The following is a 22,785-nucleotide window of genomic DNA, read 5'->3' on the forward strand; positions in this document are numbered from 1 at the left end:
TCAAAGAGATGGCAACGATCATATCGATGAATAATGTGGAGTTTGGCTACGACGATGTTCCTTGTCTGGAGGAAGTCAGTGTACATATTGATGAGGGTGAATTTATAGCTGTTACCGGACAGAATGGAGCTGCCAAATCGACTTTACTCAAGCTGATGCTGGGCTTGCTGAGGCCTTGGAACGGAAAGGTACAGCTGGCGAAACGTAAAGAGGATGGGACCAAGCTTAGAATCGGCTATGTTTCCCAGCAGGTGGCTGCCTTTAATTCGGCCTTCCCCAGCACTGTGGCTGAATTTGTGCGCTCCGGCCGGCATGTGCACGGTTCCTGGATCCGCAGATTGAACACCAAGGATCATGAGATGGTGGAAGACGCGCTCAAGCAGATGGGGATGTGGGAGCTTCGACAAAAGAGAATCGGGGAGCTGTCCGGAGGACAGAAGCAAAAGATTTGTATTGCCCGCGCGCTCGCTTTGGAGCCCGACTTGCTTCTGCTGGATGAGCCGACGACTGGAATGGATTCCGAGAGCCGGGAAGATCTTTATCGGTGCTTGCAGAATCAGGTCGTAGGACAGGGAAGAACAGTCGTAATGGTCACCCACGCATTGCAGGAGATGGAGCAGTATGTACATCGTATTGTGAAGCTGGAGCGAAAGGAGGACCGGGGATGGAAATGCTGCACTACGACTTCATGCAGCGGGCATTTTGTGCCGGCGGCATCATTGCAATAGTAGCATCTGTACTCGGCGTTTATCTGATGCTTCGGAGACAAGCGCTGATGGCGGATATGCTGGCACATGTGTCTCTTGCCGGTGTAGCGGGCGGAGTGTACCTGGGGCTTAACCCGACAATAACAGGAATCGTCATCGTTGTGATCGGGGCCGTCGTTGTGGAATATGTCCGCAAAGCCTATAACACGTACAGCGAAATCTCGATCGCCATTATTATGATCGGAGGTCTTTCGTCCGCTGTGATCTTGATGAGCCTGAGCAAAAATGTAAGTACAGGATTTACGTCCTACTTGTTTGGGTCTGTCGTTGCCATTAATCAGATGGAGCTGTTTATTATGAGTGCGGCCGCCGTCATCGGCGGGATCTTTTTCTTCCTGATGCGAAGGCCGCTGTATCAAATTATCGTCGATGAAGAAGCAGCTACGGCGAATGGATTACCTGTTCAATGGATCTCGCTCGGTTTTAGTATCGTCACCGGAATGATCGTTGCGGCTGCCATGCCAATTGTTGGAGTTCTTCTCGTTTCCTCGCTCATTGTGCTGCCGGCATCCCTTGCGATACGGATTGCGTCTAGCTTTGCGGCTGCCCTGGTCATTTCCATGCTGGTAGGTGTATCCGGCGTTTTCCTGGGTTTGACTGCATCATACGAGCTGAGCACGCCGCCGGGAGGCACCATTGCTTTTGTATTGCTGCTGATGCTTATTCTCGGCACGGGAATGAAGCGGCTGGTATCGGCGTGGAAGAAAGGAACTCAACGGAAAGAAAGAGGAATGGAGAACGAGAAGGAGAAGCCGGCGCGGCATACGGACCGTGCTGCAGTAACGGATCAATAAATAAGGATTAAATTTTGAATTGTAATTGGGTAGAACAAAGGAGAGTTTATGATGAATAGATGGAACAAATGGTTGAGCAAAACAGCATTCGTCTCGTTAGGACTTGTTGTGACGCTGACAGGGTGTGGGAATGAAGAGAAGGAAACGGTCACCGGTGAAAACGGCGAAGCTGAGAGATTAAATGTGGTGACGACCTTTTATCCGATGTATGAATTCAGCAAGCAGATCGCAGGTGAACATGCAGACGTTGTTGCGCTCGTGCCTGCAGGAGTGGAGCCCCATGACTGGGAGCCTAGCCCGCAGGATATGGCCAAAATTAAGGAAGCGGATATTTTTGTATATAACGGCGGCGTAGAAGGCTGGGTAGAAGATGCATTATCCAGTGCATCGAGCGAAAAGCGGATTGTTGTCAAAGCCAGTGAAGGCATCGAGCTGATGGAAGGGGAAGATGACGGTCACAATCACGGGCATCATCATGGTCATGAGGAAGGGCATGAAGGCCATGAGGAAGGTCACGGCGAAGGCCATGAAGAAGGCCATGAAGAAGGCCACGAGGGTCATGATGAAGGTCATGATCACGAAGGTGAGTCCGCGGGTGAGCATGAAGAGGGACACGACCATGCAGCCGAGGATAAGCACGAGCATGAAGAGGGTGATACCATCTTAGATCCCCATGTATGGCTAGATCCATCACTTGCCCAGAAGCAGGTTGCCACCATTCTGGAGGCCTACGAGCAAGCCGATCCCGCTCATGCTGCAAGCTACGCAAGCAACGCAGAAGCTTACATCGCCAAGCTGCAAGAGCTGGATCAATCTTTTGAGGAAGCCTTGAAAGCTGCCAAGCGAACCGAGTTTATTACGCAGCACGCAGCGTTTGGATATCTCGCGAAAAGGTATGGCTTGACACAGATTGCGATTGCCGGTCTTTCTCCAGATCAGGAGCCTTCTCCGGATCGAATGGCGGAAATTATTACGTTTTCGAAGGAGCATGACGTAAAAACGATCTTTTTCGAGAAGCTGGTTCAGCCCAAGGTGGCCCAGACCATTGCCAATGAAATTGGAGCCAGGACCGATGTGCTGAATCCGCTGGAAGGCTTAACAGAAGAGGATTTGAAGCAAAATCTCGATTATATCGGCGCTATGGAAATGAACAGAGATGCTTTAAAGAAAGCTTTAGTGGAATAGAGAGGACAGTATATTCAGAAGTGAGGTAGACAGGGATGGAACCAGCAGATGAAATGAAGGAAATGCTTCAGCTTCTGTCTAACAACGGGTATCGAATCACAGAGCAACGCCAGAAACTGCTAGCCATTTTAATGGAGGAACAGGGTTTCCTGTCACCGAAAGATGTTTACGCTCGCATGCTTGTCGATTTTCCAGGCGTTAGCTTTGATACCGTATATCGCAATTTGCGTATTCTTCACCAGTTAGGAATGGTAGAGCCCTTTAATTTTATGGAGAATGGGGTCAAGTTCAAAATCTGCTTTAGCAAAAACCAGCACCATCATCATCTGGTATGTTTAGCTTGTGATAAAATTGTTCCCTTTGACTACTGTCCTTTAGATCGACCTATACATTTTCCGGAAAAAATGAAAGTGATGTATCATCGCTTCGAGGTTTACGGCTTATGTGAATACTGTCAGTAGATCCACCCCGGAAGGAGCACCAATAATGACAACAAAAGTGCCGATCGTCATTCTGTCAGGCTTTTTAGGAAGCGGGAAGACGACCTTACTTACCAAAATGCTTCAATTTTATACCAGCCGGCAGCTTACTCCAGCCGTCATCATGAATGAGGTAGGCGATGTGAACTTAGATGGCTTGCTGGTCGGTGAAGACATTGCTATGCGGGAGATGCTGAGCGGATGTATTTGCTGTAGTATCAGCGGCGATCTGGGATTAGAGATTAGAGATCTCATACAGGAAGCTTCTCCGGACTTAATCTTGGTCGAAGCGACAGGGGTAGCTAATCCCATGGAGACGTTTGATGCTGTTACAGATGCTGCGATACTTATACCGATTGAAATGCATGCCATGGTTTCTGTGGTGGATGCTAACCACTTTCTACATTGGCATCGAAAAGGAAAAGGAAGAACATACCATCTCATGATGGATCAAATACGTTGTGCTTCGATCCTGCTCCTTAACAAATCCGACTTGATCAGCCCGGCTGAGCTGGATGAAACGAGGCAGCTGCTGGTCAAGCTGAACCCGCATGCAGCTGTGCATGTCACAACATACTGTCAAATTGAGGATGAGCTGCTGGAGCAAGTGCTGGAGATTCCTACGCGCCCAATTGCATATGAGGGTATACAAAAGAACGATCACGCTGCTACGAGTTCTGATCATGATCACCACTCTTCACCAGAGCAGCCTGATCACCACCACACCCATAGTCATGTGATGGCTTACACGTATTATTTTGAACAGCCGATTGACCAGGAAAGCTTTACGAATATGATCACTCAGTTACCAAAGCATATTTACAGAGCCAAAGGCGTGTATACCGCAGCAGATACAGGGGAGCGGATGCTGTTCCAATATGCTTATCAAAAGGTGGACACCTTCCGTATTAATCCTCAGGGAAAAGTTGAGGATGTGGCAGCCTTTATCGGCGAACAATTTTCTAAAGACAGCTTGAAAAAGCAGCTCGACGAAATCACAAGCTACCGTAAAATGTAATGTTAAATATTCCTCCTGACGAGGGTTCCCGGGTTCATGATGGGAATCCTCTTTATTTATGTATCGAAAGCCACAGGGCTTGTTCGTTACATATATTTACAGGAGGTGAGAGTTCCCGTAATATGGAAGCAGGGTCGCTTTATTTCTCAATTCTTGTAATCCCATCTTGTTATAGAATAATGCGTTAGATGGCTCATAACTGGAGATAAACATATACAGAGAAAGTTAAGGTGAATTTAAATGGGAGTTAAATATCAGGTTGTTGAAGCTTGCCCAGTTGAAGAAGTCATTGACGTTTTCCGTTCTTCGGGGATTCGAAGACCTATTAATGACTCGGAACGCATTGCTACAATGATTAAAAACTCTGATGTTATGGTTACCGCGAGAGAGAACCAGCAGCTTATTGGGTTTTTAAGAGCGATTACAGATTATTCCTATTGCTGCTACATTTCTGATCTTGCAGTGTCTAAGAGCTCGCAAGAAAAAGGTGTCGGAAAACAACTGATTGAGACACTAAAAAAACATTTAGGTGAGGTGGATGTTCAATATATCTTACTGTCAGCACCTAGTGCATTGGGATTTTATGACAAAATAGGTTTTGAAAGAGCAGATAAAGCTTTTGTTATTAGGAGAAAAAGCAACTGATCTATGAAACTTATAAAAGTTAACATGCAGTACAAAAAAATTACAGGAGGCATTTCAATGATTCCGGAACGAGTAAGCTTAATCACAATCGGGGCGAAGCAGCTTCCGCAATTGAGACAGTTCTATCAGCGGTTAGGTTGGCGTGAGATGGAATTTAGCTCAGACAGCTATTGTGTTTTTAGAACGGCAGGCGTGCTGCTTTCCTTGTTTCCATTGACGGAATTGCTGAAGGATGCAGGGCTTAGTCAAGATTACAGTATAGAGGGCTTCAAAGGGATTACGTTAGCAATCAATGTGGATCAACCGGGCGAGGTGGACACATATATGGAAGAAGTTCGAGCTGCGGGTGGAACGGTGATACGCGAGGCAAGTGATGCGTTTTGGGGAGGCAGAACCGCTTATTTCTTAGATCCTGAGAGTAATGCTTGGGAAATCGCGTGGAATCCAGACTCCGTCTTTGATGAAAAAGGGGCTATGATCAGCTTTTAACCCGTCAAATGACATGGCAGATGTCATGAGCTTGCAAGGGAGCGTACAGTATGAAATTTTTAACGAAAGAATGGTATGAACTGATGCAGAAGACGAGCTATCATCTAGGATTGGAAGAAGAACCTAGAGCAGAGAAGTATTCGGAGCGCTTGTATGAGGAGGTTTACAGTCAAGAGCTGGAAAAATGGCTGGAGCTGCATCAGCAGATTGCTTTGTTATCTCAGGCTGACGAAATCAGCCAGCCATTACACGCCGATCAGGAAGCCGTGCATTTTCGTGAAATTCAGCTTTACAAACAAGAAATGTTTAGACGTTCCCTGCCATCCGCCATTCTGAATCAGATTGCAGACCTTAGAGTATTTGCACTTGAAAAAGCATCCGCAAGCGTGATTTCTGCGCTGACTCAATTTTGTGAGAAGAATCATCAACTGGTGCAAAAAGCAAGCGAACAGTATATAACTTTTCTGCACTCGCTTTCCACCGCGATAGAACGAGAACTGCTGCAAAACTTCAGCTTCCATGATTGCGTAATTACCGGCGTGGAACAAAATGAACAAGCTTTCACTATTCATTTAGATCCCACCGGTGGATTTACTGACATATGCAAGGTGACATTCGAGGATTACGTGATTTTGGAGCTGGATGGTAATATTCAAGGGGCGTGGTGGCTGTATGAAGAAGTATACCCGGTAAATGACAGCTATGAATTTCACGCATTATTGCAATCACCCCATGCCGGATTAACATATCTCACGATATCAGCTAAGAACGCAAATTTCACATCAAATTAAATCGCTTTAACGTGGTTGAGCAAGACAGGGACAGGTTATTATTAAATGAGTTCGCTGACATAGTGATCCATTTTAGAGGACAACACGTATCCTTTGTAAACACATCAAAGATGCTTCGGTATCTAGAGGAGGGAGGTGAAACTCTTTCATGCAGAGACTGAAGGGTTCTTCTAACTGGCAAAGGTTATCCGCAGTCCTGATTCTGATCTGTGCCAGCTTCTGGATTCAGTCGGTAACCGCACCCACGGCCTCGGCGCTGCTTAAGGAAATCGTTGAACCTGTCTTGAAACCGGTAAGACCCGCTCCTGACCCATCAGAGCCAGCCGCGTCAAATGCAGAGAATGCGGAACAGAAGGGAATTCCATTAAAGGTACCCTCTATTCAGCTGGATACACCCATTGTAAAGGTAAAGACACCTGAGGTCGTCATTGAGGCAGAAATAAGTCAACCGGCGGTGAGGATCAATACCTCAACGACGACGGTGGAAGCGCCTCTAGTGACAACCCAGCTGGGTGAGATTTCTGCGGACGTGAAGCCTGAGGGACGGCTTTTGCCGCAAGTGAAGGTGGAGGCTCCCTCAGTTCAAGTCGAGACGCTCGGCATTCAAGCTGAAGCTTCCAAAGCGACGGTTGCAGTGAAGCCTGATGAGGGGATCGTGCCTTCGGTTCAGATTCAATCTCCAGCCATTAAAGCGGTGACATCTGAGCTGAAGGCGAGTGTTCCAAGTGTGGATGTCAAGGCAGAAGAGCCGCTTTCCAAGAGCAACCCGCCGGCTCAGTCTGTTCCAACGCCTGCAGATTCTGCGGTTCCTGTAGCATCTCTACAGAAAGATACTTCTTTTAGCCCGCAGACGTCGAGCAAAGCTCGAGAGGACGAAGTGGGAATCTCTGACACGGAAAATGAGGAGCGTAATGAACTACCTAAACCGATCACAGAGGCTCCAGTACTTGTAAACGTTACGGATCAAAGTGATTCAGATCTTAACGTAGGCGAACCTGAAGCTGCTGTAAATGAGCAAGCGTTGGTGAGTGAGACCAGGTCGACTCCTTATCGTGGGAATGCTCGGGCTGGTGAGAACCAATCCAATGAGCCTGTGGCTTCAGAGGAAAAAATATCTTTGGCTGAGGAGACAAGTGGAAATACTTCCAACGATCCAACTCAGAAAAACACACGTCCGAGCGTTGCGCTGGTGCCTTTGAATACGTCCACCGGCTCGGCAGGCTCCAACACTGCTTCCAATTCTCTTGGAAACAGCGGTTCATCTTATCCCATAACTAACTTAACAGATAAGATTAGTGGAGTTTATTACGTAACCTCCGTTGTGCTTCAACAGCAGTATCTCCTTGGCAGTGACCAGTGGTCTCAACCACCGCCGGGTCAACCGCCGCAACAGCATACATTTCTCTCACCAATTGAAACCCAAACATTCAATTAAAAATGAGAAGGAGTGTATGTTAAATGAAAAAGGTACCGCAATGGGCGAAAATGTCGGTGTTGTCTGCAACTTTTGTACTTGGTGTCATGGGTGTTTCTCAGGAAGGCTATGCTTCATCCTATAGCAAGGGGAATTCTTCATTGGGGCTGGGTCTTGATACTAAGATTGGAATTCAGGTGGGCTCCCAGCATCATTCAAAGACCAGTCACGACAGTTCTGGATATGCGTCCAATAACCAGAGTGGTTTAGGTCTGGGGCTGGATCTGAATGCAGATCTTCAACTTCAGGCAGAGAGCGATGACTCTCGCAGCCATCATGAGGAAGGACATTCTCAGCACTCAAAGACTACCAGCAAAGCAGGCTTGGACGTGAGCCTTGCGGCAGACGCTTCAGCACATCAATCTAGCTGGAGCCAGAGTGAGTATGGCAATAGCCATCATCATACCTCGGAATCTATGCAAAAGCAGCAATCCCAAAGTCAGCTCGGACTGGACATCAATGCCAGCAAGCAGCTGGAGTCCTCATCCAGTTATTCCACTGTAAACAATGAGGATACTGGTCATCGGGAGATCCATCGGGAAACGAAGCGTCAATCCAGTCAAGATGTCGGGTTGAGCTTAAATGCTGCAAAAGAGCAGGAATCTATGTCTCGCACCAACACGAGCTCAGAAACTAACGCAGAACAAGCTCGCCGTGAATCCAGCACCGAGACGTATACCAAGAGCTCGCGCAATTTGGGCCTCGACTTGAACGCTTCTAGCGAGAAAGAAACGGCTAGCAAGACGACGAAACGCGAGAGTGTAGAAGTCCGCAACGGTCAGGCTGAGCGTGAAGCATCTAGCGAAACGTACAGCCGCACTGACAAGGACTTCGATCTGGCGCTGAACAACGAGAAGGAATCGGAAAAGATGACGTCTTGGATGAAGCGCGAGAGTGTAGAAGGCCGCAACGGTCAGGCTGAGCGTGAAGCGACTAGCGAAACGTACAGCCGCACTGACAAGGACTTCGATCTGGCGCTGAACAACGAGAAGGAATCGGAGAAGATGACGTCTTGGACGAAACGCGAGAGTACAGAAGGCCGCAACGGTCAGGCTGAGCGTGAAGCATCTAGCGAAACGTACAGCCGCACTATGAAGGACTTCGATTTGGCGCTGAACAACAAGAAGGAATCGGAGAAGATGACGTCTTGGATGAAGCGCGAGAGTGTAGAAGGCCGCAACGGTCAGGCTGAGCGTGAAGCATCTAGCGAAACGTACAGCCGCACTGACAAGGACTTCGATCTGGCGCTGAACAACGAGAAGGAATCGGAGAAGATGACGTCTTGGATGAAGCGCGAGAGTGTTCTTAGATTCTAGCAGATAGTTTCACGAGACAGCTCACTTGACTGTAATATGAAGCAAAAAATAAAGACATGGTGGAGTCTGGGAGTTAAGCCCAGTACCGCCATGTCTTTATTTTGGTGTATTGCCGCCTTTTTCAACACGTCGCCTCACAGTTGTATCACGGTCTATTTAAAGCTACGGCTTTAAAACAACCTTGATGCATTCATCCTCATGATCATTAAAGACCTTATAGGCTTCGCTGGCTTGATCAAGAGGGACTCGATGGGTAATGATCTCAGTGGGGTCCAGCTTGCCTTGATTAATCATATCGAACAGCATCGGCATCAGATGAATGACAGGGGCTTGTCCCATTTTCAGCGTTAAATTCCGCTCAAACATATTTCCTAGCGGGAACATGTTATATTTAGAGCCATATACCCCGGTTAACTGAATGGTGCCGAATTTACGAACAGCGACCATAGCCATCTCCAGTGCGCTGATTGTGCCGCCCTGCAGCTTCAGCTTTTGGCCTACGGCTTCAAGCGCACTCTTTTTACCATCCATTCCGACACAATCAATGACGATGTCTGCGCCGCCTTTTGTGATCTCGCGTAAATATTTACCGGTATCGTCGTATTCCTCAAAATTAATGGTTTCCACCTTATTCATTTTTTCAGCATGACGTAAGCGATAGGGAACATGATCGACCGCAATAACCCGCTTTGCGCCTTTCATCCAAGCGAATTTCTGAGCCATCAATCCCACTGGACCGCAGCCCAGCACAATCACGGTGTCGCCTGGCTTCATACCGGAATGCTCGACACTCCAGTACGCAGTGGGCAGTACATCTGACATAAACAGTACCGCCTCGTCCTCAAGCTCACTGGATTCAGGAATGACAAAGGGCATGAAATTTCCGTAAGGCACCCGCAGTAACTCGGCTTGTCCTCCCGCGTAGTCTCCATACCGGTCCGTATATCCAAAGTATGCCCCTGTATCAAACTCCGGATTTCCATTCGCACGGTCGCACTGGCTCTCCATTTCATGGGTACAGTAGAAGCAGGAGCCGCAGGAAACGTTAAAAGGCAGCACGATCCGGTCTCCTTTTTTCACCTTGCTAACCTCGGGACCTACCTCCTCCACAATGCCCATCGGCTCATGTCCAATTACAAAATCCTTCTCGGTCGGAATAGCACCTTTATAAATGTGAAGATCAGATCCGCAAATGGCGGTAGACGTAATCCGGACAATAATATCATCGGCTTGCTGAAGAACGGGGTCCTGCACTTCTTTAACCTTTACATCATGTGCGCCTTGAAACGTCACTGCTTTCACGTGAAATCCCTCCTATTCAATTCAAAAGCCTACCTGTGATATACCCAATTCTTCAAAAAATATGTTATTAGATTCCACTTTTATAGCTTTACACAATCCTTGATTCTTGGTTATTGAGCCCTAAAAAATTATTTTTATGTAAAATCAAGCTTCTATACAAAATATTTTTGACAAAAATGTGGCTCATATGTGTCTAAATTATGTACAATGGGGGTATATATAATGTAGAATAGGATGTAAGCACTTGCACTAATGGAGATCATTACACACTTGAAATGGAGTTGACTACATGATGAAGTATGAAATCAAATATGCCACGCGAATGAAAGAAGTTATCTTTATGTCTTTTCTGTTTAGCGTTGTCATGTTTCAGATCGGGGTATGGACGAAATCCTCGTACCCGATTTTCTTTTACGCTCAAATTGCCGTGAATTTGGTGCTTGTGGGGGCTTTATTGATTGAAATGTATGCCCGCTTTGTAAGAAGAGGTGTTATGATCCAGAGCGATCAGAAGAGTATTGTCATTAACGGCGAAGTGATCCGTGCTGAAGATCTGGAAGAGATTCGCATTTCCGGCTGCCGCAGTGCAGCATTCGGCCTCAAGCTTAAGGAAAGCAAGCGCATGCGTTATACATTTAAATTTCTGGATTCCAAATGTGAAGGTGTCCGCGAAATCGTGAAATTTGCGGAAATGAACGGGGTTAACGTCATCAAGACTGGACCACAATCCCCGCTGATCGAAGCGATGTAGCATCAAACCCTCTAAGAAGAGAAAGACTTCGACTGAATATTCGGCCGAAGTCTTTTTTTATGGAAGCTATTCCTGCTTGATATGTGTTACAAACCAGTTCACGATATGTGATAAACGCTGCACCCGAAGCGCAGGATGTCCGCTTCGAGACAGGTTATGGTCAGCACCCGGGAAGCGAACCAGCGAGGTCGTCTTGCCGAGCCGCTTCAGGGCGATAAATAGCTGTTCACCCTGTTCGATGGGACAACGCAGATCCTGCTCTCCATGCAAAATAAGCAGCGGGGTATTGACATGCTGTACATACGCGAGAGGAGAATGCTCCCAGAGCTTGCTCAGATCTTGCCAAGGGTTGCCCTGAATCATGTCCTCCGTGAAGAAATACCCGATATCACTGACACCATAAAAGGATATCCAGTTTGAGATCGATCTCTGCGTCACCGCCGCCTGGAATCGATCTGTATGGCCGACGATCCAGTTAGTCATGAACCCGCCGTAGCTCCCACCGGTAACCCCAAGGCGGGAAGGATCAACACAATCATAGGCTTCAATGACGTAGTCTACCAGCTCCATCAAATCCTGATAATCCCGGCCGCCATAATCGCCTCGCACCGTATTGACATGTACCTGGCCGTAGCCGTGACCGCCGCGTGGGTTGCTGTAAATGACGGCGTATCCGGCCGCCGCAAGCAGCTGGAATTCAAGCATGAAGGTATGTCCATACATCGCCTGGGGACCGCCGTGAATTTCAAGCACAGCAGGTGCTTTTTGCCCCTCTTTCAAATGGGTCGGCTTCATGATCCAGCCTTGAAGGCTCCATTCATCCTGTGTCTTAAACGTAAACGACTCCGGCAAGCTGAGCTGCAGCTCTGACCATAGCTCGTTATTGACATTCGTTAATGAGATTTCTTCGGAATGTGAATTCTGAAGCACATATAAATCACCCGGATGAAGCGGATCGGCGGAGGCCAGTATCAATCGTCCGTCGTGTGCGACACCGAATTCATATACTTCCCGCTCACCGGTGGTTACTACGTTCATGCCAGAGCCATCAAGCTGGTATGCGGCAACGTGGACACTTCCCTGATGACTGATCTGGACAAATACAGTGCCGCCATCGGTGCTGAATTGTGGCTTGGAGCCGGCACCCGCTCTCATATCACTGACACCGCTGTGCCCGATCTGAATATCCAGCTCACTGTACATAGCTGTACACGATCCACCCTGCAAGGGAAGCAGGTGAATCCGGGTGAGTGTCGCCAGGCCGCAGCTCAGATCATCGGCTAACAGCAGGAGCTGACTGCCATCCGGAGTGAAGGACACGGAGTGAATAGACAGGCTGCTGTCAGTCATCTTTTGTGTAGATAAATCCTGCAGCTGGACTGTAAATACATCATCTATACGTGAGAGATCTGCATCACGGCAAGCCTCTGAAGAGACAGAGGTCACATAGGCAACACTAGAGCCGTCGGGTGCCCAAGCATAATCCGTGACATCAAAATCTCCTGAGGTGATACACCGGGTCTCCCGCGTTCCTGACAAAGATACCAGGACCAGATGTGACCTTCGGTTATTCCATAAGCCGCTTCCGTCCGATTTATATTTGATCCGATTGAATACCTGTGCCTCTGGCAGCTTGACTTGATCGTCGGCTGCAGGATCATCCTCTTCGCCAGATGCAATCTGACTCTTCACGAGCAGTGCGGTCCCGTCTGGCGACCATTGAAAAGAGCTGGCCCCGTGCTTCAATGATGTTACACATTCGGCTTCGCCTCCGTTCACGGGCAGCATGAACACCTGTCGGTTTGATCCGCTCTTGCGAAGAAATGCAAGCTGGCTGCCGTCCGGGGACCAGGCAGGGGAAGAGTCCTGTTCTCCTTGTGTAAGCACCCGTTCCTCCACTCCATCATGGGAAATCAGACGGATGTGCGAGGTATAGCCTTCTCTGCTTTCTGATACTTCCTTATACACATAAGCGGTTAGATCCTGAACAGGAGAAACCGCCGGTTCACTAACCCATTTCATGCGGTATAAGTCCTCGGGGGTAATCATTCTCTTGGTCGTCATGTCATTCTCCTCTCAGACAAGCGTGATGTTTTACAGACATATCCACATTATTACAGAAAAATATATGAATTACTACTCCACATCCTTTATAAACAAAGAAAAACCAGCCCATTAATTATCAGCTGGTCAAATCTTTTGTATAAAATTAGCTGCTGCAGCCTCCGCCGCAGCTGCTGCAGGAAGAGCCGCCGCTATCCGATCCGGAGGAGCCGCTGTCGCTTGATTCTGAAGAAGAGGAGCCATTGTCATTGCCGCTGTCACGATCTCTGCTGTCATTAGAGCTGCAAGCGACGCCGGTGCTGCACGACGAATGACTCTGGGCTCCTTTACGGGCTTCTTCCTCCATCATCATGAAGCTGCTGTATTGTTCCGGCTCATGCCAGGAGAAATATACGGCAGATGCCAGCAGGAGCTCTGGCTGGTTCAGACTGAGCCTTTCTTTGCCAGGCTGCCAGTTCTGCTGATCCGCCTGAACAAGACGCTGATGCAGTCTCTGGACAACAGCTTCTATAGCTGTTCTTGCTTCAGGCATATGATCATACTGCAGCTGATTGAACCTCCCAGGGGGAGATGACATGTCTTCGAGGTGGAGATAAGACTCCAGCTCTTTCTTAGGCAGCGGATTCTTGAAAAAGCTTCCCCAAATGCTTTGACTGTAAGCATTTAATCCGAACAGCTCTGTGTAGACGGTATCGAACCATGCCCGCTCGTCCGGTATAGGGGCAGATGGTGCTGCACTTGGCGCATGGTGAAGCATATCACCGAGATATTGCTGCGAGAATGCCTGATAATCCCGGGTAAACATCAGCATCTCGTGCCATATTTCATCGACCTTGGAGCTAAACATCGGCACCTGCTTCAGCACAGCACAGAGGATAAAGAAACGCTGAAGCTCTACCCAGCGCCACTCGTATTCCTGATCGGAAAGGGCCGGGTGGTCATTTATGACCCTGTGCTTGACACGATCTATGTAATCTTGCGGCAGGGACTGACTGAGCTTGACGCTTAACCAATAAGCGGGGCTGTCCCGATCGGCCACGGGTGGAGGGGCCGGCGCATTTTTCCACAGAATCTCGTGAGAGGCAGCTGAACGGCGGGAGAAGGAGGAATTGTTTTTTTTCTGACGCATGCCATATACAATCATGATCACGCATACCACAATAATGATGAGGACAATGGTAAAATCATTCATGAGCACAAGCTCCTTTCAAGGGGTCTTGCTAACATTATCCCAGAATGAGAATTGTACTGTAAAGCTGAAATGAGGAGGGTAAGCGGAAGTCTGCAGTGTGCCGTGCTTGAAAAGCTGTGATCTAATGTGGGTATAATGAAGGTATAAACAGGCTTGTCGGGAAGAGAAGGCGGCAACTACAAGAGGGGGGTGTAAGCATGAATGAGCCATGGCTGGCAGTTCAGCCGTATTACAAGGTTGTCAGACGCGTAGAGGCTACAGAGCAGATTGTACAAGAGGAGGACCGGGAGCTGCTGATGTCCCCCCAGTGCATTGAAAGCCAGAATCGGACCTTTAACATGAAAGACGTGTTTGATATTTCGTATCGGAATCTGGGAGCGTCAGGGGGCATGCTGTATTTACATACCCGCTTTGGTGTGTATTCTTATCTCGTCAGAGAAGATCCAAGCCCCTTCATCAAGGAATTCAAGGAATTGCCTACGGCTTCTGAATAATACGAATGTATTCCCGAGGCTGAAAAGGAACGTCATGGTCCTGAAACGATTCGCTGCGGGGAAAAGAGGTTATAGTGTAATCAGGATCTTCAGATTCTCTATGTGCTGGTAATGAAAGCTGCTCATGCATCCAGGCAGCCCCGGCAAACAGCAGTATAAAAAGAAAACCGCAGATTATGGCCTTTTTCTTCATATTATGAATCACTCCTTCATATAGAGTGATGTCCAGCCACATGACTTTTCATTCATGCGCTTTGACAAAGCTATGATTTATAGGCTATACTGGTCTTCGGTTTAAACTTAGCGTTCATGTACAAATACATATGCTAGTCCCGGAGGAGCCTGCCAAACGTGGGCTCTTTTTGTGTTTTTTAGGGTTTTTATGGATTGAAGTGGAAATACTTTGGAAAGACATTCATTTCTTAAGGAGGAATCATCTTGTCGCTTCTTCACATTGCCATTTTGGCACCCCTTTTGTATGCCGCTGTGGCTGGCACGTTCGGCTTAAAGGTGAAAAGACTGCACACCGGCTGGATTGTCCTGCCGCTGCCCGTTGTCATATTTGCCTATTTCCTGAGCCGGATTCCGGTCGTTCAGCAGAAAGGAGGGGAACTGTACGAAATTCCTTGGATTCCGTCTCTGAACATTCAATTTTCTGTCGTTTTGGATGGGCTTAGCCTGCTCTTTTCCCTGCTGATCTCCGGAATCGGGATGCTGGTGGTTCTATACTCCATCTATTATATGGATAAAAAGAAAGAGGCAGTGCACCGCTTCTACGTCTATCTGCTTCTGTTTATGGGAGCCATGCTCGGTGTCGTGCTCTCGGACAACATGATGGTGCTGTACGGGTTCTGGGAATTAACGAGCATTTCCTCCTTCCTCCTGATCGCGTTCTGGTACCACCGGGAGCGGTCCAGATATGGAGCTATGAAATCCATGCTCATCACAGTGTTCGGGGGACTCGCGATGTTCACCGGCTTCCTCATGCTCTCGATCATGGCGGATACAATGAGCGTGAGAGAGCTGATCAGCCAATCGGCTGAGATCATGAACCATAGCCTCTTTATACCGGCCATGCTGCTGCTCCTTCTCGGCGCATTTACCAAATCGGCTCAGTTTCCGTTTCACATCTGGCTGCCGGATGCGATGGAAGCCCCGACGCCGGTCAGTGCATATCTTCACTCGGCTACGATGGTAAAGGCCGGTATCTATCTGGTGGCACGGTTTACACCCGTGTTTGCCGGACAGCAAGTGTGGTTCTGGCTGGTCTCCGGAGCAGGTCTGTGCACCTTGATCTATGGCTCAGTGAAAGCCGTCAAGCAAACAGACCTGAAGGCGCTGCTGGCGTTCTCTACCATTAGCCAGTTGGGCCTGATCATGTCGCTGTTCGGACTGGGCTCGGTATCCGCTTATTACAGCGGCACGCCGGAAGCTCTGTATTACACGAAGGCGACCACAGCGGCGATCTTCCATCTGATTAACCACGCCACCTTTAAGGGAGCGTTGTTTATGGTTGTCGGGATCGTCGATCATGAAACCGGCACGCGGGATATCCGCAAGCTCGGCGGCTTGATGGCACTCATGCCGATTACATTTACGATCGCGGTCATTGGAGCCTTTTCCATGGCGGGCCTGCCTCCGTTCAATGGCTTCCTCAGCAAAGAGATGTTCTTTACCTCTGTCCTGAATGCAGCGAAGCTGGATTTCTGGAGCCTGGACACCTGGGGCGTGCTCATTCCTGTCGTGGCCTGGGTAGCGAGTATTTTCACATTCGTATACAGCATAATGCTGGTATTCAAAACCTTCAGAGGCACGTATAAGCCTAAGGAGCTGATGAAAACCCCGCATGAAGCACCGCTTGGCATGCTGATCCCGCCGGTTGTGCTAGCTTCTCTGGTCGTGATCCTGGGCTTCTTCCCGGGCCTGGTTTCCCATTCCCTGATCGAGCCGGCGATGGCTGCGGTTATGCCAAGCCTGCTGTCAGAGGGAGAGCAGTTTGATGTTCATATTACGTTCTGGCATGGCTGGAATCTGGAGATTATGATGACGCTCGGAGTCATTGTGTTCGGCTTTATCATCTATCAGCTGCTGGGCAGATTCCGGCTGTTAACCACACCGCTTTCGGACCGCTTCACGCTGAATCGGCTGTATGACCGGTCGCTTGAAGCGTACAACCGCGGCAGCCGCCGAATTACGAAGACCTATATGACCGGATCGATTCGGCATTATGTTATCTACATTTTCGCTGCCTTTGTGCTGCTGCTGGCCTATTCAATCGTCCAGTCCGGCGGCCTGTCGGTGGATGGTTCAGGCTTTGCCCCGATTTCTTTTTATGAGGCTGTTGTGATCATCGCGCTGATCGGCTCTGTGCTGGTGCTGCCGTTTGTGCAGAACCGGTTGATTGCCATTATTCTCACAGGGATGTCCGGGTATATGGTGACCCTGTTCTTCGTTCTGTTCCGTGCGCCGGATCTGGCGTTAACCCAGATGATTGTGGAGACGGTCTCTGTCATGCTGTTCCTGCTCTGCTTCTATCATTTGCCGAAGCTGAGCAAGGAGCAGGTGAAACCCAGCTTCAAGTGGGTCAATGCGGTGATCTCGGTTGCTGTAGGCATCATGGTTACGATGCTGGCACTGGGCGCAGCCAGCAATCCGATGTTTACAGCCATTTCCGATTATTATTTGGAGCAGAGCAAGCCGCTGGCCGGAGGCAAGAATGTCGTAAACGTCATCCTGGTGGACTTCCGGGGCTTTGATACGCTGCTTGAAATTATGGTGCTTGGCATTGCGGCACTCGGCATTTATGGACTGATCAAGATCGATTCCGGAGACGAGATTTTGGGCTTCGGGGCAAGACGGGTGGATACGCTGCTGCCAGGCAGCAATGATGTAATTTTGCGTACGATTTCGAAGCTGGTCGTGTTTATTATTTTAACGTTTGCACTTTATCTGTTCCTGTCCGGGCATAACAGCACCGGCGGCGGCTTTATTGGCGGCTTGATGACGGCGGCAGCGCTCGTGCTTCTGTCCATGGCCTTTGGCCTGAACATCAGCCAGAAGATCATTCCCGTGAATTACCGCACATTGATCGGAGCGGGCCTGCTCATTGCGCTGCTGACGGGGATCGGGTCATTCCTGTTTGATGCTCCGTTCCTCAGTCATACCTTTGATCACTTTATGCTTCCGCTCCTGGGAGATACCGAGCTTGCGACGGCCGTGCTGTTCGATCTGGGTGTATACCTCGCGGTTGTAGGCGTCACGATGACGATCATCTATTCCATCGGGAGGGACAATTAGTTATGGAATTATATATGGCAATAGCGATCGGCGTTCTGTTCGCCGTGGGATTGTACCTGATTCTGTCCAAGAGCCTGCTGCGGATCATTCTGGGCACTTCACTGCTAACGCATGGCATTCACCTGCTGCTGCTGACGACGGCGAAGCTGAAGACGGGAGCGGCCCCGCTGCTGGGCCAGAAAGCAGAAGCTTATGTAGATCCACTACCCCAGGCACTGATTCTGACTTCCATCGTGATCAGCTTTGGAGTAACCTCTTTCTTCTTCGTGCTGGCCTACAAAGCATACCAGCGCCTGGGCACGGATGATATGGAAGAGCTGAGGGGGAACGAGGATGAATAATTGGGTTGTGCTTCCACTGCTGCTTCCGCTCGTTACAGCAGTGATTCTGATCTTTCTGTCCAAAAAGGTTCGGCTTCAGCGCGGAATCAGCCTCGTCAGTGTGCTGATCAATCTGGCTGTCACTGTCCTGCTCGTAGGTCAGATCAGCCGAGACGGCATTCAGACCTTGTATATGGGCGGGTGGCTTCCGCCACACGGAATTGTTTTTGTCGCTGATATGTTTGCAGCACTTCTGGTACTCATTACACTGGCAGCGGCTGCAGCATCCCTGTTGTTTGCGTTTCGAACCATCGGAGAGAAGAGGGAGCAATACTACTTTTACCCCTTTGTACAGTTTTTGCTGGCCGGAGTGATTGGCTCTTTTCTGACAGGAGATTTGTTTAACCTGTTTGTCTGCTTTGAGGTTATGCTGATCTCGTCCTACGCTCTCATTGTGCTGGGCGGAACCAAACGGCAGCTGCGCGAAACGCTGAAATATATACTGATCAATATTTTATCTTCCACCCTGTTCGTGGCTGCTATGGCTTATCTGTATGGAGCGGTAGGCACGCTGAACATGGCTCACTTGTCGGAAAGGGTGGCAGAAGCGCAGCAAGGAGGCATGCTGAACAGCATTGCAGTCATGTTCCTCATCGTCTTTGCACTGAAAGCCGGACTGTTTCTATTCTTCTGGCTTCCCGGGTCTTACAGTGTACCGCCAACCGCGGTAATTGCCCTGTTCGGTGCATTATTAACCAAGGTCGGCCTATACGCGCTGATTCGCACGTTCTCGCTCATTTTTTATCATGATCAGGGCTTCACCCATTCGCTGATTGGCTGGCTGGCTGCTGCCACCATGCTGCTGGGTGGCCTTGGCGCAGCGGCATACAATGATATTCACCGCGTGCTGAATTATAATGTAATTATCAGTGTTGGTTTTATCGCGTTCGGCTTGTCTGTCGGTACCCGTGAAGCCTTTGACGGAACGGTGCTGTATCTGCTGCATGACATGATTGCTAAAGCCTTGCTGTTTTTGCTGGGAGGAATGATCATTTCGGCAGCGGGGAGCAGCAGTCTGAATCAGATGGGAGGGCTGATCAAGACTTATCCGGCAGTAGGATGGATGTTCTTTATCACCGCTCTGGCGCTGGTCGGTATTCCTCCGTTAAGCGGCTTTGCAGGGAAGCTGCTCATCGTCTCCGGCGGAATCTCCGCTGCGGATTACTGGCTGACGGGGATTGCCGTGTTCTCCAGCCTTATGGTGCTGTACTCCCTCATGAACGTCTTCATTGGAGCTTTCTGGAGAGATGATCCTATGCTGCCGGCCGTAGAGCGCAAGAAATGGCCCGCACCCGTATATGTTTCAGTTACTGCGTTATTAATTATTGTCCTCGGCTTCGGACTAGGAGCGGAATGGGTGTATTCTTTTGCCGGGCAAGCGGGTGAAGTGCTCTCCAATCCGTCACTTTATATCGATGCCGTGCTAAAGGAGTAATGCTGATGGGTCATCAAATCCTGCTCAATATTATTATTGCTGTTGTCTGGATGTTCTTGTATTCCGATTTGTCCGCTGCCCGCTTTATACTAGGCTATATCATCGGTGCCATTCTCATTGGGATGCTGAACCGCTTTTGGACTCAGGATTTCTATTTGAAAAAGCTATGGTCTCTATTCAAGCTGCTCCTGCTCTTCCTCTCCGAGCTGTTAAAATCCAGCTTCGCGGTCATTGCGCAGGTGCTTCGCCCCCGGCTTGATATTCGCCCCGGCATTTTTGCTTATGATACGGAGCTGAAATCGGACTGGGAGGTGACCGTGCTGTCACTGCTGATCTGCCTGACGCCGGGCACGCTGACCATGGAGGTATCGCCGGATAAGAAAACCTTATATATTCACGCTATGGATATTGATGATGTGGATCAGGTGTCCAGCCAAATCCGGAACACGTTTGAAAAAGCCATTATGGAGGTGACCCGCCGATGATGGACGTACTGCTGATGGCCTCACTTGCCGTGCTTTCTCTGGCTGTACTGGGCTGCGTATACCGCCTTATTGCCGGTCCCTCGATGAATGATCGGATTATTGCCCTGGACACGATCGGAATCATTCTGCTGTCCATCGTGGCGGTTCTTTCGATGCTGCTGGAGACGATGTATTATTTCGATATTATTCTGCTGATCGGCATTCTGACCTTTATCGGCACGACGGCTCTGGCGAGATATATAGAGAGGGGGGACGTCATTGAACGCGACAATGATTAAAGAAGTCGGGGAGCTCTTGATCGGCTTGATTGTGCTGGCAGGTGCTTTGCTTAGCGCGGTCAGTGCCTTCGGGCTGATTCGTCTGCCGGATGTGTATCTCCGTTCCCATGCCGCGACCAAGAGCGCCACACTTGGCGTGCTCCTGATTCTTACGGGAGCCTTCCTGTACTTTATGGTTTATGTCGATCATATTAGCGCGAAGCTGATCCTCGGGATCATATTTGTATTTATTACATCCCCGGTGGCTGGTCATCTCAACGGCAGGGCTGCGTATCGCTCGGGAATTCCGCTGTGGGAGAAGAGCCAGCATGATGAGCTCGGTCCGTTAATCCGCAAGCAATATCAGGATCAGGCCGATGCTTCCCCCAAGAAGCGGGCCACTCGCAATGACGTGACCAGAGGTTAATGTCAACTTATCATTAGTGAATAAGCCCGTTAGAGCCTTCCGCCGCACGGATGGTTCTAACGGGCTTATTTGTAATCTGATCCATGTTAAGCGTGATGATAACGGTTCTCCAGTTTCTTGCCGCCAAGCCAGAGTAAGCCCAACACAGCAGCGGCGACTAGAATACGCCACGGCTGTTGAATAAACCCCTGCCAATCATGGCCGATAAAGGCAACCATGAAGATCATAACAGCCTTGCCGGAGAGAACTGCAATCATAAACGTCGTCACGGGAACTGAGCTGATGCCGGCTGCAATGTTAACCAGCGAGGACGGAGTGAAGGGGAAGCAGTACAGGATAAAGATGGGGGTGAAGCCCTTATCCTCAATCCAGTGAAAAAAACGCTGAGCTCCCGGCATCCGTCGCTGTATCCATTCCCCCAGCCGGCCCCCGACCTTGCGCACAAGCCAGAATACAGCCAGCGCTCCCAGGGACACGCCGATCCAGGAATACAGAAAGCCCAGCCACAGGCCGTATGCGGCAGCATTGCCCATGACGATAACAATCAAGGGAAGGAAAGGCAGGAAGGCCTCGAAGAAAGAAATAAGAATGCCGGGGAGCGGGCCCAGGCGGGAATACTCTTGCAGCCAGCCCTCAATTTGACCCATATTCAAGTGTTTAAGTGTTCGTAGTGCTTCCTGTAACCAATCCAGCATGATGAATCTGATCGCTCCTGTTCTTGTCCCATAAATTCGTGTCTTTAATCCAAACATACCCTGAGTGTTAAGCCTTGAAGCTGCTGCTTACACGGGGAGATCCAGCGGCGGGCGGGCGTGGCATTTCCGGCATACCGGTACATACGATTCATTGCCGCCAATTTCAATCTGTTCACCGGAATATATAGGCTGACCGTTTTTTAATCGCAGATTCATGATCGCTTTGCGCTCGCAAAACCAGCAGATCGTCTTCATCTCTTCAATCTTGTCAGCATAGACGAGCATCCAGCGGCTGCCTTCGAACAGCTCGTTGCGGAAATCATTCTTCAGTCCGAAGCCCATCACGGGAACATGTAGCTCATCCACAATCCGAACGAGCTGCAGGATGCTATCCTTGGACAGGAACTGGCATTCATCAACCAGCACACAGAAGGGCTTTGGAGAATGCTGGGAGACGATTTCATAAACATCTGTCTGCTCTGAGATCGGAGTGGCCTTTCGTCTGAGGCCGATTCGAGAGGACACATAACCCACCTCATCCCGGTCATCTAACGCAGAGGTGAAGATCAGCACAGGCTTGTTCTGCTCCTCGTAATTATGGGCGACCTTCAAAATTTCGATCGATTTTCCGCTATTCATGCTGCCATATTTAAAAAATAACTGAGCCATGTGACAATCCTTTCTTTAAACCGCCTAATTTCTTCATACCAGCTTATGTAAATGCTTAAGGCAGGGACTATTGTACCTGTATGCTTACCCTAAAGTCAAAGATTGAAATGAAATTGAGTCCCTGGGCGTAGACAAAGGTTTGCATATGCTGTTCAAAGCCATGCCCGAAATGAAGTAAGCTGGTCCCTGGGATTTGGAATTCATGAACGCTGCAGGGACAAAGGGGTTTGAAGTCCTGATGCTGAATACCTATTCACTCTAGCTAGAAGCTGTTTCGAAGCTTACACATGATAACAGGAATGTTTTTTTCTATCCATTTCCTGATGAATTTGTTATAACTGATAATGGAAAAGCTTGTGCAATGACAAACAACTTCTAT

At 49.1% G+C, this 22,785-nt stretch carries 23 protein-coding genes; 18 read left to right on the plus strand and 5 right to left on the minus strand.

What is annotated here, in order from left to right:
• Positions 1-8: 8 nt before the first annotated feature.
• The 10 genes from JJQ72_RS09900 (at position 9) to JJQ72_RS09945 (ending at position 8,958) form a co-directional block, all read left to right on the plus strand.
• Entirely contained in the window at positions 9-728 is a 720-nt protein-coding gene (locus tag JJQ72_RS09900; RefSeq protein ID WP_208203534.1) for a metal ABC transporter ATP-binding protein, read from the plus strand.
• Complete coding sequence (locus JJQ72_RS09905) at positions 665-1,561, plus strand: metal ABC transporter permease (RefSeq protein ID WP_208203535.1); 897 nt, start codon at positions 665-667, stop codon at positions 1,559-1,561. Before JJQ72_RS09900 ends, JJQ72_RS09905 begins: the two co-directional genes overlap by 64 nt.
• 51 nt (positions 1,562-1,612) lie before the next feature.
• On the plus strand, positions 1,613-2,746 hold the full coding sequence (locus tag JJQ72_RS09910; protein ID WP_208203568.1) for a metal ABC transporter substrate-binding protein: 1,134 nt from the start codon (positions 1,613-1,615) through the stop codon (positions 2,744-2,746).
• Between the two features lie 35 nt (positions 2,747-2,781).
• Complete coding sequence (locus JJQ72_RS09915; protein WP_208203536.1) at positions 2,782-3,207, plus strand: Fur family transcriptional regulator; 426 nt, start codon at positions 2,782-2,784, stop codon at positions 3,205-3,207.
• 25 nt (positions 3,208-3,232) lie between these two features.
• Entirely contained in the window at positions 3,233-4,243 is a 1,011-nt protein-coding gene (locus JJQ72_RS09920; RefSeq protein WP_208203537.1) for a CobW family GTP-binding protein, read from the plus strand.
• Between the two features lie 240 nt (positions 4,244-4,483).
• The gene (locus tag JJQ72_RS09925; RefSeq protein WP_208203538.1) at positions 4,484-4,888 is read left to right on the plus strand and encodes a GNAT family N-acetyltransferase; all 405 of its coding nucleotides are present in this window, start codon (positions 4,484-4,486) and stop codon (positions 4,886-4,888) included.
• A 57-nt stretch (positions 4,889-4,945) separates the two neighbouring features.
• A complete protein-coding gene (locus tag JJQ72_RS09930) occupies positions 4,946-5,377 on the plus strand; it encodes a VOC family protein (protein WP_208203539.1) in 432 nt (143 codons plus the stop codon).
• A gap of 50 nt (positions 5,378-5,427) precedes the next feature.
• A complete protein-coding gene (locus tag JJQ72_RS09935) occupies positions 5,428-6,168 on the plus strand; it encodes a DUF4085 family protein (RefSeq protein ID WP_208203540.1) in 741 nt (246 codons plus the stop codon).
• Positions 6,169-6,316: 148 nt separating this feature from the next.
• A complete protein-coding gene (locus JJQ72_RS09940) occupies positions 6,317-7,603 on the plus strand; it encodes a hypothetical protein (protein ID WP_208203541.1) in 1,287 nt (428 codons plus the stop codon).
• 23 nt (positions 7,604-7,626) lie between these two features.
• Entirely contained in the window at positions 7,627-8,958 is a 1,332-nt protein-coding gene (locus JJQ72_RS09945) for a hypothetical protein (RefSeq protein WP_208203542.1), read from the plus strand.
• 162 nt (positions 8,959-9,120) lie between these two features.
• Here JJQ72_RS09945 and JJQ72_RS09950 read toward each other — a convergent pair whose 3' ends face one another.
• Positions 9,121-10,260, minus strand: coding sequence for a zinc-dependent alcohol dehydrogenase (locus JJQ72_RS09950; RefSeq protein ID WP_208203543.1), 1,140 nt, complete (start codon positions 10,258-10,260; stop codon positions 9,121-9,123).
• Positions 10,261-10,549: 289 nt separating this feature from the next.
• On the opposite strand from JJQ72_RS09950, the gene JJQ72_RS09955 reads away from it, so the two are divergent.
• Positions 10,550-11,011, plus strand: a complete 462-nt coding sequence (locus JJQ72_RS09955; protein ID WP_233280984.1) for a hypothetical protein — start codon at positions 10,550-10,552, stop codon at positions 11,009-11,011.
• Positions 11,012-11,077: 66 nt separating this feature from the next.
• On the opposite strand, the gene JJQ72_RS09960 is transcribed toward JJQ72_RS09955, so the two are convergent.
• Positions 11,078-13,075, minus strand: coding sequence for a S9 family peptidase (locus JJQ72_RS09960; protein WP_208203544.1), 1,998 nt, complete (start codon positions 13,073-13,075; stop codon positions 11,078-11,080).
• Between the two features lie 145 nt (positions 13,076-13,220).
• On the minus strand, positions 13,221-14,267 hold the full coding sequence (locus tag JJQ72_RS09965; protein ID WP_208203545.1) for a glycine-rich domain-containing protein: 1,047 nt from the start codon (positions 14,265-14,267) through the stop codon (positions 13,221-13,223).
• Positions 14,268-14,464: 197 nt separating this feature from the next.
• Here JJQ72_RS09965 and JJQ72_RS09970 point away from each other — a divergent pair, with 197 nt between their 5' ends.
• The 7 genes from JJQ72_RS09970 (at position 14,465) to mnhG (ending at position 21,042) form a co-directional block, all read left to right on the plus strand.
• Positions 14,465-14,761, plus strand: coding sequence for a hypothetical protein (locus tag JJQ72_RS09970; RefSeq protein ID WP_208203546.1), 297 nt, complete (start codon positions 14,465-14,467; stop codon positions 14,759-14,761).
• A gap of 438 nt (positions 14,762-15,199) precedes the next feature.
• Entirely contained in the window at positions 15,200-18,058 is a 2,859-nt protein-coding gene (locus JJQ72_RS09975) for a Na+/H+ antiporter subunit A (RefSeq protein WP_208203547.1), read from the plus strand.
• A gap of 2 nt (positions 18,059-18,060) precedes the next feature.
• The gene (locus tag JJQ72_RS09980) at positions 18,061-18,399 is read left to right on the plus strand and encodes a Na(+)/H(+) antiporter subunit C (RefSeq protein WP_208203548.1); all 339 of its coding nucleotides are present in this window, start codon (positions 18,061-18,063) and stop codon (positions 18,397-18,399) included.
• On the plus strand, positions 18,392-19,873 hold the full coding sequence (locus tag JJQ72_RS09985; protein ID WP_208203549.1) for a Na+/H+ antiporter subunit D: 1,482 nt from the start codon (positions 18,392-18,394) through the stop codon (positions 19,871-19,873). The genes JJQ72_RS09980 and JJQ72_RS09985 overlap by 8 nt, the downstream gene beginning before the upstream one ends.
• A 5-nt stretch (positions 19,874-19,878) precedes the next feature.
• Entirely contained in the window at positions 19,879-20,358 is a 480-nt protein-coding gene (locus JJQ72_RS09990) for a Na+/H+ antiporter subunit E (protein WP_138225931.1), read from the plus strand.
• Positions 20,355-20,636, plus strand: coding sequence for a Na(+)/H(+) antiporter subunit F1 (locus tag JJQ72_RS09995; RefSeq protein WP_138225930.1), 282 nt, complete (start codon positions 20,355-20,357; stop codon positions 20,634-20,636). Before JJQ72_RS09990 ends, JJQ72_RS09995 begins: the two co-directional genes overlap by 4 nt.
• Complete coding sequence (mnhG, locus tag JJQ72_RS10000; protein WP_208203569.1) at positions 20,629-21,042, plus strand: monovalent cation/H(+) antiporter subunit G; 414 nt, start codon at positions 20,629-20,631, stop codon at positions 21,040-21,042. Before JJQ72_RS09995 ends, mnhG begins: the two co-directional genes overlap by 8 nt.
• Before the next feature lie 86 nt (positions 21,043-21,128).
• Here the strand turns inward: mnhG and JJQ72_RS10005 are convergent, their stop codons facing one another.
• Both JJQ72_RS10005 and JJQ72_RS10010 read right to left on the minus strand, forming a co-directional pair.
• Positions 21,129-21,737 carry a TVP38/TMEM64 family protein gene (locus JJQ72_RS10005; protein WP_208203550.1) on the minus strand — a complete coding sequence of 203 codons (609 nt, stop codon included), beginning with the start codon at positions 21,735-21,737 and terminating at the stop codon, positions 21,129-21,131.
• A gap of 87 nt (positions 21,738-21,824) precedes the next feature.
• Positions 21,825-22,406, minus strand: a complete 582-nt coding sequence (locus JJQ72_RS10010; RefSeq protein ID WP_208203551.1) for a thymidine kinase — start codon at positions 22,404-22,406, stop codon at positions 21,825-21,827.
• Positions 22,407-22,785: the final 379 nt, after the last annotated feature.

It is taken from the genome of Paenibacillus sp. F411, assembly GCF_017582705.1.
Classification (GTDB): Bacteria; Bacillota; Bacilli; order Paenibacillales; family Paenibacillaceae; genus Paenibacillus_AQ; species Paenibacillus_AQ algicola.

What these genes read in the sequence shown, in the direction of transcription:
- JJQ72_RS09955 (WP_233280984.1), top strand. Translation starts at nt 10,550, where the DNA reads ATGATGAAGTATGAAATCAAATATGCCACGCGAATGAAAGAAGTTATC.
- JJQ72_RS10005 (WP_208203550.1), bottom strand. Translation starts at nt 21,737, where the DNA reads ATGCTGGATTGGTTACAGGAAGCACTACGAACACTTAAACACTTGAAT.
- JJQ72_RS09910 (WP_208203568.1), top strand. Translation starts at nt 1,613, where the DNA reads ATGAATAGATGGAACAAATGGTTGAGCAAAACAGCATTCGTCTCGTTA.
- JJQ72_RS09985 (WP_208203549.1), top strand. Translation starts at nt 18,392, where the DNA reads ATGAATAATTGGGTTGTGCTTCCACTGCTGCTTCCGCTCGTTACAGCA.
- JJQ72_RS09900 (WP_208203534.1), top strand. Translation starts at nt 9, where the DNA reads ATGGCAACGATCATATCGATGAATAATGTGGAGTTTGGCTACGACGAT.
- JJQ72_RS09960 (WP_208203544.1), bottom strand. Translation starts at nt 13,075, where the DNA reads ATGACGACCAAGAGAATGATTACCCCCGAGGACTTATACCGCATGAAA.
- JJQ72_RS10010 (WP_208203551.1), bottom strand. Translation starts at nt 22,406, where the DNA reads ATGGCTCAGTTATTTTTTAAATATGGCAGCATGAATAGCGGAAAATCG.
- JJQ72_RS09905 (WP_208203535.1), top strand. Translation starts at nt 665, where the DNA reads ATGGAAATGCTGCACTACGACTTCATGCAGCGGGCATTTTGTGCCGGC.
- JJQ72_RS09930 (WP_208203539.1), top strand. Translation starts at nt 4,946, where the DNA reads ATGATTCCGGAACGAGTAAGCTTAATCACAATCGGGGCGAAGCAGCTT.
- JJQ72_RS09915 (WP_208203536.1), top strand. Translation starts at nt 2,782, where the DNA reads ATGGAACCAGCAGATGAAATGAAGGAAATGCTTCAGCTTCTGTCTAAC.
- JJQ72_RS09935 (WP_208203540.1), top strand. Translation starts at nt 5,428, where the DNA reads ATGAAATTTTTAACGAAAGAATGGTATGAACTGATGCAGAAGACGAGC.
- JJQ72_RS09945 (WP_208203542.1), top strand. Translation starts at nt 7,627, where the DNA reads ATGAAAAAGGTACCGCAATGGGCGAAAATGTCGGTGTTGTCTGCAACT.
- JJQ72_RS09980 (WP_208203548.1), top strand. Translation starts at nt 18,061, where the DNA reads ATGGAATTATATATGGCAATAGCGATCGGCGTTCTGTTCGCCGTGGGA.
- JJQ72_RS09940 (WP_208203541.1), top strand. Translation starts at nt 6,317, where the DNA reads ATGCAGAGACTGAAGGGTTCTTCTAACTGGCAAAGGTTATCCGCAGTC.
- JJQ72_RS09995 (WP_138225930.1), top strand. Translation starts at nt 20,355, where the DNA reads ATGATGGACGTACTGCTGATGGCCTCACTTGCCGTGCTTTCTCTGGCT.
- JJQ72_RS09965 (WP_208203545.1), bottom strand. Translation starts at nt 14,267, where the DNA reads ATGAATGATTTTACCATTGTCCTCATCATTATTGTGGTATGCGTGATC.
- JJQ72_RS09990 (WP_138225931.1), top strand. Translation starts at nt 19,879, where the DNA reads ATGGGTCATCAAATCCTGCTCAATATTATTATTGCTGTTGTCTGGATG.
- mnhG (WP_208203569.1), top strand. Translation starts at nt 20,629, where the DNA reads ATGATTAAAGAAGTCGGGGAGCTCTTGATCGGCTTGATTGTGCTGGCA.
- JJQ72_RS09970 (WP_208203546.1), top strand. Translation starts at nt 14,465, where the DNA reads ATGAATGAGCCATGGCTGGCAGTTCAGCCGTATTACAAGGTTGTCAGA.
- JJQ72_RS09925 (WP_208203538.1), top strand. Translation starts at nt 4,484, where the DNA reads ATGGGAGTTAAATATCAGGTTGTTGAAGCTTGCCCAGTTGAAGAAGTC.
- JJQ72_RS09920 (WP_208203537.1), top strand. Translation starts at nt 3,233, where the DNA reads ATGACAACAAAAGTGCCGATCGTCATTCTGTCAGGCTTTTTAGGAAGC.